Below are 13,347 nucleotides of genomic sequence, written 5' to 3' on the forward strand. Positions count from 1 at the left end.
GATTTATATCTCACCGTTAGAGTACGGTCACAACTACTGCTCTCTCAGTCAGTGACTGAAAAAACCAATTTGGAGCGACACACGAGGCTCGAACTCGTGACCTCAACCTTGGCAAGGTTGCGCTCTACCAGCTGAGCTAGTGTCGCATCACATGGAAGTTTTTCACCTTCCGGTCACCACTGCAAGAGCAATGACCAATTAAATCTGGAGCGACACACGAGGTTCGAACTCGTGACCTCAACCTTGGCAAGGTTGCGCTCTACCAGCTGAGCTAGTGTCGCATACTTGACTTAACAAGTAAGTTGGTTGCGGGAGCTGGATTTGAACCAACGACCTTCGGGTTATGAGCCCGACGAGCTACCAAACTGCTCCATCCCGCGTCCGAAACAATCAAAAGGAAACAAACTCGTTATTGCCTTTCGAGGCTGCGCATTATACGAGGAAAAATGACGGATGCAATAGTTCTAAAAAAAAATCCGCACTTTTCCTTCCAAATGCTTATTTTACCGTCAAATAGTGAAAATATGCTCACGATAGTAGCGTAACTCAGCAATCGAATCACGGATATCATCCAGCGCCAGGTGGCTACCTTTCTTGGTAAAGCCGGTAAGCAAGTCAGGCTGCCAACGACGGGTTAACTCTTTAATCGTACTGACATCAATATAACGGTAGTGGAAATACTGTTCCAACTCCGGCATATGTTTGTAAAGAAAACGACGATCCTGACCAATACTGTTACCACAAATAGGTGATGCACCTTTCGGAACCCATTTTTCCAGGAAAGCGATTGTCTGGCGTACCGCTTCCTCTTGATCAATGGTACTTTGACGAATACGTGCAACCAGACCACTATTGGTATGTGTATTCGTACACCAGTCATCCATTTTAGCTAATTCCGCTTCTGGCTGATGGATCGCCAAAACCGGACCTTCAGCTAAAATGTTTAATTGGGCATCGGTCACTATCGTTGCAATTTCAATGATTTGATGGACTTCTGGATCTAAACCAGTCATTTCCAAATCAACCCAAATAAGATTCTGATCGCTGATTGTCATTTGATATTGCCTATTTTATGACTAAACCATGTATCATACTTGGCTTATACCGAAAGCCAACCAAACTGACGATATTCTTGTGGCAAAAAAGAAAAAGCTGACTAAAGGCCAGAGCCGTCGCGTACGCTCTAACCAAAACAAACGACTAAATCGCGAAAAAGCCGACGTCCAATGGGATGAAGCGCTACTGGAATCAGCCCGTGAAGGCTTGGTTATTACCCGCTTTGGTCAACATGCTGATGTTGAAGATCCTGAAACAGGAGTGATTCATCGGTGCAACCTGCGCCGAAGTATTCAGAGCTTAGTCTCTGGCGACCGCGTTGTCTGGCGGCCAGGTGTTGAGGCGCTACATGGCATTTCTGGTGTTGTCGAAGCCGTTCACGAACGTGAATCCATGCTCACAAGACCTGACTACTATGATGGTATAAAAGCGGTTGCAGCCAATGTTAACCGGATCATTATTGTCTCGGCCATATTACCGGAACTGTCGCTTAACATTATTGACCGTTACCTTATTGCAGCAGAGACCGTCGGTATTGAACCTCTGATAGTCTTGAACAAGATTGATTTGTTAGAGGCGGATGTCCGCAAGCAAGTCGAAAAAACACTCTCTCTTTACCAGAAAATAGGTTACGAACTGCGTTTCGTCAGCTCTGAAACTGGCGAAGGGATGGAAGCCCTGAAAAATGACCTGAAAGATCACGTCAATATCTTTGCTGGCCAATCCGGTGTGGGTAAATCCAGTATGATTAATACCCTGATGCCTGAGGTCGGAGCTGATATCGGCGATGTCTCCGAAGGGTCGGGTTTAGGTCAGCACACCACCACGGCTGCAAGGCTCTACCACTTCCCTGGTGGCGGTGATCTTATTGATTCGCCTGGAGTCCGTGAATTTGGCCTATGGCATTTAGAGCCGGAACAAGTCACTGAAGCCTTTGTTGAGTTTCGTGAATACTTAGGCGGCTGTAAATTCCGTGACTGTAAACATGGCAATGATCCCGGCTGTCTGATCCGAGAGGCGGTCGAAGCTGGAAAGATAAGCCGTGAACGTTACGACAGCTACCATAAAATCATTGAAAGCATGTCGGAAAACGTGGCTAACCGCCAGTTTTCACGCAATAAACTGAGCTAAGCTTGTCGGGCAATTATCCGTTCCCAAAAGCGGAGATTGCCCGTCGCCTCAAGCCTTCTCCCACCTTCCATGATCGACATACCCGGACCTAATTAACTGACTTTCAGGCACATTTTAGGTATTATTCTCGGTTGAAGTTATTCCAAGATGTTAAAGAGAATAGCTAGGTTGTTGATTAATTGACATTTTCCGGAAGACATATCGTGCTAGATAACATCAAAATTGGCCTGCAGTATTGCACCCCGAAACATGCCCTAACCCGCTTGGCCGGTAGACTGGCTTCATTAGAAGCGGGCAAACTTACCACCGCAGTTATTCGTTGGTTCATCGGCCAGTACAACGTCGACATGTCGGAAGCACGCAATCCGGATCCTGTCGCGTACTCGACCTTTAACAATTTCTTTGTTCGTGAGCTCAAAGAGGGCGCTCGTCCGATTAATGCTGACGACAATCTCTTCTGCTACCCTGCTGACGCCTGTGTCAGTCAGCTCGGCCCGATTAAAGAAGGACGCCTGTTTCAAGCCAAGGGTCACTACTTTGATGCTTGCGAACTGCTGGGCGGCGACAAAACGCTGGCTGAAGAATTTATGGGGGGAGATTTCGCAACCCTGTATTTATCGCCGCGTGATTATCACCGCGTTCACATGCCATGCGACGGTACGCTGCGCCAGATGATCTACATTCCTGGCGATCTGTTCTCGGTCAATCCGCTGACCGCGCAAAATGTACCGAATCTGTTTGCCCGTAATGAGCGGGTCGTCTGTATTTTTGATACCGCTCACGGTCCGGTAGCTCAGGTACTGGTTGGGGCGACCATTGTTGGCAGTATCGAAACGGTATGGGCTGGCACCGTCACTCCGCCTACAGGCCCGGACGTTCGGCGTTGGGAGTACCCGGCTTCAGGCGCTCAGTCCGTTGTATTGAAGAAAGGCCAGGAAATGGGTCGCTTCAAACTGGGCTCAACCGTGATTAACCTGTTCCCGAAAGCGATGCTTCACTTTGTCGAAGAAATGAAACCAGAGCAACCAACCCGGATGGGTCAGCCATACGCTGAGCTCAATGGAAACCAAGACAAAGCGTAACCAGTTAACATTTCTGGAATAAAGGGGCGACTACCGCCCCTTTTTTGATCCCAAAAATTGACCATGTCGAGGATTTTACATTCGTTCAAATAGTATGCTGATTTGCAATGATTAAACAATAAGCAAGCCGACATCACTATGAAGAGAATATCTATATCGCAACTCATTCGGCTGTTTGTGGCCTTCGGGATCCCGCTCGGTATTTTAATGCTACCTATCGATGCCATTCCCATCGAAGGCCTGACGCTGATCCAGCACCGCCTGCTGGCTATTTTTGCTCTCGCCGCACTCCTTTGGGTGCTCGAACCCGTTCCCGTATTCGCAACCTCCATCCTGATCATAGCCCTCGAACTGATCATGATTTCTGATAAAGGTCTGCACCTGTTCCGCACTCCGCCAACAGGCCATGATATGGGTGATATGATGAAATACACCGATATCTTCGGTGCTTTTTCTTCACCGATTATCATTCTATTCATGGGCGGTTTTGCGTTAGCCATTGCTGCATCAAAATACGAGCTTGATAACAACCTGGCCCGGGTATTACTTAAACCTTTCGGCACCCAGCCTAAATTTATTATGCTCGGCTTAATGCTGATCACCGCCGTATTCTCGATGTTTATGTCAAACACCGCCACCACAGTGATGATGCTGGCCCTGTTAGCACCGATTGTTGCCTCGGTACCGAAAGGAGATGTCGGGATTAAAGCGTTAGTACTCTGTGTCCCAATCGCCGCGAATACCGGGGGGATCGCAACCCCCATCGGGACCCCACCCAATGCAATCGCCCTGCAATATCTGACCGGAGAGCACAGCATCAGCTTCCTTGGCTGGATGATGCTCGGTCTGCCATTTGTCATAGTGCAGCTGGCTTTTGCCTGGTGGTTACTGCAGAAATTGTTCCCTTCTTCCCAGCAACAAATGGAGCTTAAGCTAGAAGGTACCTTCCAGAAAAGCTGGCAGGCGATCGTGGTATATATCACCTTTGCCCTTACTATTCTGATGTGGATGACGACCGCGCTGCACGGCATGAATACCTATGTGGTTGCCATCATTCCCTTGGCGGTTTTCACTCTAACGGGGATCATGGGTAAAGAAGAGCTGAAGCTGATCAACTGGGATGTCTTGTGGCTGGTTGCGGGCGGTATCGCCATCGGCCTTGGTTTGGACAAAACCGGCCTGGCAGCAGCATTGGCTCACTCCATTGATTATGATGCCCTTTCACCGATTGCTGTCGTACTGACCCTGTCGCTGATTTGCTGGATAATGGCAAATTTCATGTCTAACACTGCGACGGCCAACTTACTGATGCCGATTGCGGCGGCAGTAGCCGCTTCAATGGAGAGCCTGGCTTCGATCGGCGGCTTGCAGGGCGTATTGATTGTTGTCGCGTTTTCAGCTTCCCTCGGCATGATATTGCCAGTATCAACCCCGCCAAATTCATTGGCTTACTCTACCGGCTTAATTGAGAGTAAAGACATGGCAAAAACCGGTATTATTATTGGCTTGGTAGGCTTGGCAATTGTCTATACTGCCGCTCTTGTGTTGACCTGAGTGGCTAAGTTATGAATGGAGTTTGGATTGTATGCTGATCATCGCTCACCGCGGGGCAAGAACACTTGCCCCGGAAAATACCCTTGCCGCCATGCAGGCTGCGATTAACGGCGGAGCAAAAGCCATTGAATTCGATATTCACAGCCATGGTGATGAATGTCTGGTGATCCATGATCGCTGGCTTGATCGCACCACCAATGGCAAAGGATTGCTACAGGCATATAGTCTGGCTGATATTCAACGGCTTGATGCCGGTAATGGTGAATCCGTGCCAACCCTATGGCAGCTGTTGACACTGGTAAACGGTCAGTGCGCGCTTAACATTGAGCTAAAATGCGTCACTCGTCTGACACCTTTAGTGAAGCAACTCGAACTGGCCTGTAAAAAACTAAACTTCAGCGCCGATCAGTTTTTGATTTCGTCCTTTAATCACCACTTACTCAAGCAACTTAAAACACTGGCACCCGAGTTGAAGCTTGGCGCATTAACGGCTTCTCGCCCGGTGGATGAATGTGCATTTGCCGAAAACCTGGGTGCCTGGTCTGTCAATCTGGATATCGATACGGTATGTCCGGAGTTGGTAACGGATGCCCATCAGCGCGGTTTGAAATGTTATGTCTACACCGTCAACCAACCTGATGACTGGCAGTGGTTAAATCAGATGGGGGTCGATGGCATATTCTGCGATATACCTGAAGCCGCCGTTGGCTCTTTTCCACAAACGGCTGTCCGGCCTGTCTGGGAGTAGGTGCTCATCGCTCAGCGAAAGAGTACCCTACTTTTTATCACGCCCGGCTGGGAGAAAGCTCACAGTTACTTTTATTTCAGTATCCTCATCGCTGCATTTATGAACCTTATCACTAATGATTATGCCCTTCAGGCCGATACTATAAGTGATAAATGCAAGAGTTCAGAATAACCACTCATACTTCATACCTTTAGTGCCTTGAAGTCACCTTTTGCTACCAAATATAAGAGTCTTCGATGAGATATACGATCAAGTTTAAAATACAGATTGCCATCGCCGCGATTATCGCTTCGGTTAGCGCAGTTCAGGCCTGGATTTCCATTAATCAGCTGAAACAAGAAACCACCTCAGAAGTCACCAGCCAAATGACGGATATCGGTCAGGCCACCAGCCGCTATATTGCCGACTGGCTAAGCACCCGAAGCGATATGATGCTGGCCAACGAATCCCTTATTGCCGCTCAGGACAACGTTGACCGTGAACTGCTGCTAACCAAACGTGCTGGCCATTTCCTATCCGTCTATGCCGGTTTCACGGATGGTACCATCGCCTATGGTGATAAATCAGAAGACTGGCCTGCCGATTATGATCCGCGTACCCGTCCCTGGTATAAGGATGCTATGAACACAAGCCAACTGACGCTAACGGAACCCTACCAGGATTTTGATGGCAGTATTGTGGTAAGTTTTGCCAAAGCCTTTCAGGGCAAACACTCCGGGGTGCTGGCCGCAGATCTGACCGTCAGCCATATCATCGATCAAGTGCTGAACATGAAACTGGATCATGATGGCTTCGCCTTTTTAATCGATGGTAACAACCGCATTGTCGCCTACCGGGATGAGACCTTAAGCCAGCAGCCATTAACTCAGTTAGACAGCGAACTAACCCCGGACCTGATCCGTCAGCTGCAAAACCGGCAGACAATCGAGACATTCTCGTTAGACAGTGAGAACAAAGACAAACTCATTTTTGTTGCACCAATTGCAGGCACCAACTGGACTCTGGGTCTTATCGAAGATAAATCTCTGGCATTTGCCTCAATCTCAGAACAGATCACCTTCGTTGTTATGGCCTCCATTGGTCTTTATATCATCATTTCAATCATTGCGACCCTGATCATTAACAGCCTGTTACGTCCGCTGAATAACCTGAATCAGTCGGTCAACCAGCTTGCTCAGGGCAGTGGCGATCTGACCCAGCGGATTGAAATTGAGCGTATGGACGAAATCGGCGAACTGGCTGATAACATGAACCGCTTCTTAGCACAGCTGCAAGGGATGATAAAAGGCGTTGTGGCCCACTCACATACTTTGAGTGAACACGCTGACATATCTTCCAAGCAATCAGCTCTGGCATCGCAGAAAGTCGCCGATCAGCAGAACGATGTGAACCAGATCGCCACAGCCATTCATGAAATGTCGGCAACATCAGGAGAAGTGGCCAGTCACGCTGAAATGACCGCCGCCGCCGCACAGGCTTCAACCAATGCCTGTGATGAAGGCCAGCTGGTGATCGGACAGAACCGAGATGCGATCACCTCGTTAGCGAATCAGGTCCAGGAAGCAGCAACCGTCATCCATGAGCTGGAAAATAATGCCCAGGGCATTAACCAGATCCTCTCGACTATTCAGAGCATTGCAGAGCAAACTAACTTACTGGCACTGAATGCTGCCATAGAAGCCGCGCGTGCCGGTGAACAAGGGCGCGGTTTTGCAGTTGTGGCCGATGAAGTGCGGGTGCTGAGTAAGCGCACCCATGACTCGACGGAAGAAATCCGCAGCATGATCGAAACCTTGCAGCGGAACACCCATCAGGCCGTTGACAGCATGCAGGCGAGCACTGAACTGGCCGATCAGAGCGTCGGTTACGCAGAATCGGCAAACAGCAGCCTGACTAAAATCACTGCAGCCATTACAGAAATTTCTGACATGGCAACCCATATTGCCAGTGCTGCCGAAGAACAACGCGCAGTGAGTGAAGACATCAGCCGAAATACTCAGGCAATTAAAGATGTCTCTGACCATTTAGCGGACCAAACGGCAGATGTCAGCCAAAGTGCCCGCGAGATGAGTGATTCAGCAGAAGCGATGCGACAAGATATTTCTCGCTTTAAGGTGTAAAGCAACCATACCCGTATGGTTTATAAGTAAGCCGATGGTTAAAAACGCTGATGAATACCATTATGGTGATTCACAGCGTTTTTTTCTGCTTGCTCCCCCCAGGATCATCGCCTTAAAAAATCAGGCAATGTCGATCGGAAAAGCGGTAACCTGATCAATATGATCCAACTTGAGCGCCAGCATGATCAAACGATCAACCCCCAGCGCCACACCGGCACAATCAGGGAAACCGGCCCGCAGCGCTTCCACCAGATGTAAATCAATCGGTTGTGGCTTCAATCCCATTTCCAGACGCTGCTTATTGTCCTGTTCAAATCGAGCAAGCTGCTCATCACCATCGGCTAATTCATGAAAACCGTTCGCTAATTCAATGCCTTTAAAGTACACCTCAAAGCGTTCCGCCACTCGGCTATCCGCCGGGTTGATCTGCGCTAATGCCGCCTGTGATGCCGGAAAATCATATACGAACGCCGGAACCTGCTGGCCAATTTTCACTTCAACACCGACACTAAACAGTAGTTGCAACAAGGTGTCGCGATCCTGCTCCGGCTCTGCTATATCAGCCAAACCAAGCGTCGCGGCAGCCACTTTAAGCTCATCCATGCTACATTCCAGCGGACACACACCCAGCACCTGTAAAAATGCTTGCTGGTAGCTCATACGCTCAGCCTGCTGGCAACCCAGCACGTGCTGCAGTAACTCATCCATTTCGTCCATCAGCTCATGATGGTCAAAGTCAGGACGGTACCATTCCAGCATGGTAAATTCCGGATTGTGATAACGACCCGACTCTTCATTGCGAAATGACTTACAAATCTGATAGATAGGTCCACTACCCGCAGACAGCAAACGCTTCATATGAAATTCAGGGCTGGTCATCATGTAGAGTGTCTGACCGCCGGCATATCCCGGGCCGACAAACTCCGTCTGAAAAGTATGCAGATGGACATCCGTTACCGTCGCCTGGCTCATGGCTGGCGTATCGACTTCCAGCACATCTTTGCGGGAAAAGAAATCACGGAGAGAAGAAAGAATAGCAGCACGTTGTTTTAGCTGCGCCATTGAGGCCGTTGGTTGCCAAGGTAAAGACATAATACCACTTCATAGTTTCAGGCTGATCATCTGCCGACAGTTTACCAAAACCAGGCAGCTGTTCACATAGCAGCCCCACCGCCCCGTAAACCGAAAATATTCAATAATTCCTTTTTATAGAGAAATATGAACAACCGACAACTCTGACGTGATATTCCGAGATCAAAAAAAACACAAGATAAAACACAAAAATCACACGGTTATAACCAACACCCCATAAATCTAACATTACATTTAATCCCCCCCCCCAGCTGGGATTGGTTTTTTTTTAACATTAATGACTTACACACAAAAAAAGAAACACAAAACTAACGGGCCAGAAACAACTGGCAAACGAAACACCAGCCAATTAACAAGCACACCACATTACAAATTGTGACAATAATCACAAAATCTGTAATACCCTGACAGTTTAGGCCTACATCACTTCGAAAGATGCGTCTAAATCAAATTTTCTATCGGTTTTGTTGCATAGAATAACCCCAGGATTTCAAGGATAGGTGTGTATATGCATGCCTGTTAAATTTTTCGTCTTACCTCCGGAGGATAGCTGTGAAGACAATTACCACAGATATCGCTGTAATTGGCGCAGGTGGCGCAGGACTACGTGCTGCCATTGCTGCTGCTGAAGCAAACCCTAACTTAGAAATTGCATTGATTTCTAAAGTTTACCCTATGCGCTCTCATACCGTAGCGGCAGAGGGTGGCTCCGCTGCCGTCATCAAGGATGAGGATAGCCTGGACAATCATTTCAACGATACAGTTGGTGGTGGTGACTGGTTATGTGAACAGGACGTTGTTGAATATTTTGTAGAAAACGCGACTCGCGAGATGACCCAGCTGGAACAATGGGGTTGTCCTTGGAGCCGTAAAGAAAACGGTGACGTTAACGTTCGTCGTTTTGGTGGCATGAAGGTTGAGCGTACCTGGTTCGCGGCCGATAAAACCGGCTTCCACATGCTGCACACACTGTTCCAGACTTCTATCAAATACACCCAAATCAACCGTTTTGACGAATACTTCGTGGTTGACCTGCTGGTAGAAGAGGGCGAAGTACAAGGCCTTATCGCGATTCACATGGCTGAAGGCGAATTGGTTTGTATTAAAGCGAAATCTGTTGTGCTTGCGACAGGTGGTGCCGGCCGTGTTTACAACTGCAACACCAACGGCGGCATCGTAACAGGCGACGGTATGGCGATGGCATTCCGCCACGGTGTCCCTCTGCGTGATATGGAATTCGTTCAGTACCACCCGACAGGCCTGCCAGGTACCGGTATCCTGATGACCGAAGGTTGTCGTGGTGAAGGCGGTATCATGCTGAACAAAAACGGCTACCGTTACCTGCAAGACTACGGCATGGGCCCTGAAACACCAATCGGCCAGCCGAAGAACAAATACATGGAACTGGGTCCGCGTGACAAAGTTTCTCAAGCGTTCTGGCACGAACAGCAAAAAGGCAACACCATCAAGCACCCACTGGGCGATGTTGTTCACCTTGATTTGCGCCACCTGGGTAAAGAATACCTGCACGAGCGTCTACCCTTCATCTGTGAGCTTGCGAAAGCCTACGTGAACGTTGACCCTGCGGAAGAGCCAATTCCAATTCGTCCAACCGTGCACTACACCATGGGTGGTATTGAAACAGACAAAAACAACGAAACACGTATCTCTGGTCTGTTCGCCGTCGGTGAGTGTTCTTCTGTTGGCCTGCACGGTGCTAACCGTCTGGGTTCTAACTCTCTGGCAGAGCTGGTTGTATTCGGCCGCCTGGCGGGTGAAGGCGCTGCAAAGCGTGCGGCAGAATTCAAAGGCTGGAACGAAGAAGGGATCACTAAGCAAATGAAGGCTGTTCAAGACCGTATCGACGCTCTGCTATCACAAGAAGGCGACGAAAACTGGTCTGATATCCGTACTGAAATGGGTCACTCCATGGAAGCGGGTTGTGGTATCTACCGCCAAGAAGACCTGATGCAAGCGACTGTTGATAAACTGGCAGAGCTGCGTGAGCGTTATAAGAAGATCAGCATCAAAGATAAAGGCAAAGTATTCAACACCGATCTGCTCTACGCAATCGAAGTGGGCTACGGCCTGGAAGTAGCAGAAGCCATGGCTCACTCTGCGATTAAACGTACTGAATCTCGTGGTGCACACCAGCGTCTAGACGAAGGTTGTACAGAGCGTGATGACGTCAACTTCCTGAAGCATACACTGGCATTCTACAACGGTGACAAAGCACCTCGTATCGAATACAGCGACGTGACAATCACCAAGTCTCAGCCTAAAGCGCGTCTATACGGTGCAGCAGCAGAAGAGGCAGCAGCGAAAGAAGCAGCAGAAGCGGCAGCGAACAAAGAGGAGCAGGCATAATGTCAGGCAACCGTATCCAGAAAGTTGAAATTCTGCGTTATGACCCGGAAAAAGATGCAGAACCGTACTTCGAAATGTTCGAAGTACCGTTTAACGAAACTATGTCTGTGCTTGATGCACTGGGCTACATCAAAGATAACCTAGACAAAGATTTGGCTTACCGTTGGTCTTGCCGCATGGCGATCTGCGGTTCTTGCGGCATGATGGTTAACAAGGTACCCAAGCTGGCTTGTAAAACCTTCCTGCGTGACTACCCGAACGGTCTGAAAATTGAAGCGCTGGCTAACTTTGCTATCGAAAAAGATCTGATCGTCGACATGACGCCGTTTATCGAGCGTCTTGAAGCAATTAAGCCATACATCATCGGTAACGATCGCACACCTGAAGATGGTCCAAACAACCAGACGCCCGAGCAAATGGCTAAGTACAAGCAATTTGCCGGTTGCATCAACTGTGGTCTTTGCTACTCAGCCTGCCCTCAATTTGGTCTGAATCCTGAGTTCATTGGTCCGGCAGCGCTAACACTTGCACACCGATACAACCTGGATAGCCGTGATAACGGCGCTAAAGAGCGTATGAAGCTGATTAACGGCGAGAACGGCGCTTGGGGTTGTACTTTCGTGGGTTACTGTTCTGAAGTTTGTCCGAAGAGCGTTGATCCGGCAGCAGCGGTTAACCAGGGTAAAGTTGAATCTTCTAAAGATTTTGTTATTGCCATGATTAAGCCTCAGGAGGCATAAGGATGAGCAACCGTAAACCTTACGTTCGCGAAATGACACGTACCTGGTGGAAAGATCATCCTTTCTACCGCTTTTATATGGTTCGTGAAGCAACAATCTTACCGCTGATCTTCTTCACAATCTGCCTGACCTTCGGTCTTGGCAGCCTGGTGAAAGGTCCTGAAGCCTGGGCTGGTTGGTTAGACTTTATGTCTAACCCCATCGTTGTCGTTTTGAACATTGTTGCGCTTCTCGGCAGTTTGTTCCACGCACAAACCTTCTTCAGCATGATGCCTCAAGTAATGCCGATTAAAATCAAAGGCAAAGCACTTGATAAGAAAATTGTTGTACTGGTGCAGTGGGCTGCAGTGGCTGCTATCTCACTCTTCGTTCTAGTGCTAGTTTAAGGAGAACCACGTGGTAAATCTAAATCCTAAACGTTCTGACGAGCCAGTATGGTGGGGTCTGTTTGGTGCTGGCGGTACTTGGTTCGCAATGCTAACACCAGTAACTGTACTTGTTCTGGGTATCATGGTGCCGCTAGGCATCATTGATGCTGAAGCGATGAGCTACGAGCGTGTAACAGGCTTCGTAACCAGTATTATCGGCGCGCTATTTACTATCGGTACGCTGGCACTACCCATGTGGCATGCGATGCACCGCCTGCATCACGGTATGCATGATCTGAAATTCCACACCGGTGTGGCAGGTAAAATCGCGTGTTACGCGACAGCATTCCTCGTGTCTGCACTGGCTGTTATCTTTGTCTTCATGATCTAACCATCATCTAGATACCAGTTTAAAAAGCACCGCACCGCATTGCGGTGCTTTTTTATATCTGACAGGCACAAAAAAGGTCGCCTAGGCGACCTTTTTCAGCAGCAAGCAGTGATTACTTCACACGGCTTACGTATTCGCCCGAACGCGTATCAACTTTGACTACTTCGCCAATCTGAATGAATAGCGGTACACGTACCACAGCGCCAGTGACTAGCGTTGCTGGTTTACCCCCCGTGCCCTGAGTATCGCCTTTCAGGCCAGGGTCGGTTTCAGTGACTTCTAACTCAACGAAGTTTGGTGGAGTAACAATGATTGGGTTACCGTTCCACAGTGTCAGCGTACACGTGTTGTTTTCTACCAACCATTTCGCATTTTCACCAACCGCTTTCAGATCAGCAGCTAACTGCTCAAATGTTACGTTGTTCATGAAGTGGTAGAATTCGCCGTCGTTGTATAGGTAATCAAGCTCGATGTCGATTACGTCTGCAGCTTCAACCGAGTCGCCAGATTTGAAAGTCTTCTCAAGCACCTTGCCTGAAATTAGCTTACGGATCTTAACGCGGTTGAACGCCTGGCCCTTACCGGGCTTAACAAATTCGTTTTCGATAATGACACATGGTTCATTATCTAGCATAATTTTCATTCCGCCGCGGAATTCATTGGTGCTGAAAGACGCCATTTCTATCCTCTTAACATCT

General features: G+C 48.6%; 12 protein-coding genes and 3 tRNA genes. 9 read left to right on the forward strand and 6 right to left on the reverse strand.

From position 1 onward, the window contains the following. Positions 1-70: 70 nt before the first annotated feature. The 4 genes from AC2204_RS17790 to orn form a co-directional block, all read right to left on the reverse strand. A tRNA-Gly gene (locus tag AC2204_RS17790) sits at positions 71-146 on the reverse strand. Positions 147-205: 59 nt separating this feature from the next. Further along, positions 206-281: transfer RNA gene (locus AC2204_RS17795), tRNA-Gly, on the reverse strand. A 22-nt stretch (positions 282-303) separates the two neighbouring features. Further along, positions 304-380: transfer RNA gene (locus AC2204_RS17800), tRNA-Met, on the reverse strand. A 129-nt stretch (positions 381-509) separates the two neighbouring features. Next, positions 510-1,055 (reverse strand): oligoribonuclease, encoded by a 546-nt coding sequence (gene orn / locus AC2204_RS17805; protein ID WP_318927023.1) that lies wholly within the window; start codon positions 1,053-1,055, stop codon positions 510-512. A 79-nt stretch (positions 1,056-1,134) separates the two neighbouring features. On the opposite strand from orn, the gene rsgA reads away from it, so the two are divergent. From rsgA to AC2204_RS17830, 5 genes are all read left to right on the forward strand, one after another. Further along, positions 1,135-2,187 (forward strand): small ribosomal subunit biogenesis GTPase RsgA, encoded by a 1,053-nt coding sequence (gene rsgA / locus AC2204_RS17810; protein WP_318927147.1) that lies wholly within the window; start codon positions 1,135-1,137, stop codon positions 2,185-2,187. 203 nt (positions 2,188-2,390) lie between these two features. Further along, the gene (gene asd, locus AC2204_RS17815) at positions 2,391-3,269 is read left to right on the forward strand and encodes an archaetidylserine decarboxylase (RefSeq protein ID WP_318927024.1); all 879 of its coding nucleotides are present in this window, start codon (positions 2,391-2,393) and stop codon (positions 3,267-3,269) included. A 138-nt stretch (positions 3,270-3,407) separates the two neighbouring features. Further along, positions 3,408-4,823 carry an SLC13 family permease gene (locus AC2204_RS17820; RefSeq protein ID WP_318927025.1) on the forward strand — a complete coding sequence of 472 codons (1,416 nt, stop codon included), beginning with the start codon at positions 3,408-3,410 and terminating at the stop codon, positions 4,821-4,823. Positions 4,824-4,854: 31 nt separating this feature from the next. After that, positions 4,855-5,571 carry a glycerophosphodiester phosphodiesterase gene (locus AC2204_RS17825; protein ID WP_318927026.1) on the forward strand — a complete coding sequence of 239 codons (717 nt, stop codon included), beginning with the start codon at positions 4,855-4,857 and terminating at the stop codon, positions 5,569-5,571. 236 nt (positions 5,572-5,807) lie between these two features. Next, a complete protein-coding gene (locus AC2204_RS17830) occupies positions 5,808-7,691 on the forward strand; it encodes a methyl-accepting chemotaxis protein (RefSeq protein ID WP_318927028.1) in 1,884 nt (627 codons plus the stop codon). Positions 7,692-7,811: 120 nt separating this feature from the next. Here the strand turns inward: AC2204_RS17830 and epmA are convergent, their stop codons facing one another. After that, on the reverse strand, positions 7,812-8,783 hold the full coding sequence (gene epmA / locus AC2204_RS17835) for an elongation factor P--(R)-beta-lysine ligase (protein WP_318927030.1): 972 nt from the start codon (positions 8,781-8,783) through the stop codon (positions 7,812-7,814). A gap of 552 nt (positions 8,784-9,335) precedes the next feature. Between epmA and frdA the strand changes: the two genes are divergently transcribed. From frdA to frdD, 4 genes are read left to right on the forward strand one after another with little or no spacing between them, the layout of a single operon-like run. Then, a complete protein-coding gene (gene frdA, locus AC2204_RS17840; protein ID WP_318927032.1) occupies positions 9,336-11,150 on the forward strand; it encodes a fumarate reductase (quinol) flavoprotein subunit in 1,815 nt (604 codons plus the stop codon). After that, positions 11,150-11,890 (forward strand): succinate dehydrogenase/fumarate reductase iron-sulfur subunit, encoded by a 741-nt coding sequence (locus AC2204_RS17845; RefSeq protein ID WP_318927034.1) that lies wholly within the window; start codon positions 11,150-11,152, stop codon positions 11,888-11,890. The genes frdA and AC2204_RS17845 overlap by 1 nt, the downstream gene beginning before the upstream one ends. A gap of 2 nt (positions 11,891-11,892) precedes the next feature. Next, positions 11,893-12,276 (forward strand): fumarate reductase subunit FrdC, encoded by a 384-nt coding sequence (frdC, locus tag AC2204_RS17850; RefSeq protein ID WP_318927035.1) that lies wholly within the window; start codon positions 11,893-11,895, stop codon positions 12,274-12,276. 10 nt (positions 12,277-12,286) lie between these two features. Beyond that, a complete protein-coding gene (gene frdD / locus AC2204_RS17855) occupies positions 12,287-12,649 on the forward strand; it encodes a fumarate reductase subunit FrdD (protein ID WP_318927037.1) in 363 nt (120 codons plus the stop codon). Positions 12,650-12,761: 112 nt separating this feature from the next. Here frdD and efp read toward each other — a convergent pair whose 3' ends face one another. Beyond that, the gene (gene efp / locus AC2204_RS17860) at positions 12,762-13,328 is read right to left on the reverse strand and encodes an elongation factor P (RefSeq protein WP_318927038.1); all 567 of its coding nucleotides are present in this window, start codon (positions 13,326-13,328) and stop codon (positions 12,762-12,764) included. Positions 13,329-13,347: the final 19 nt, after the last annotated feature.

It is taken from the genome of Photobacterium sp. (assembly GCF_057456235.1).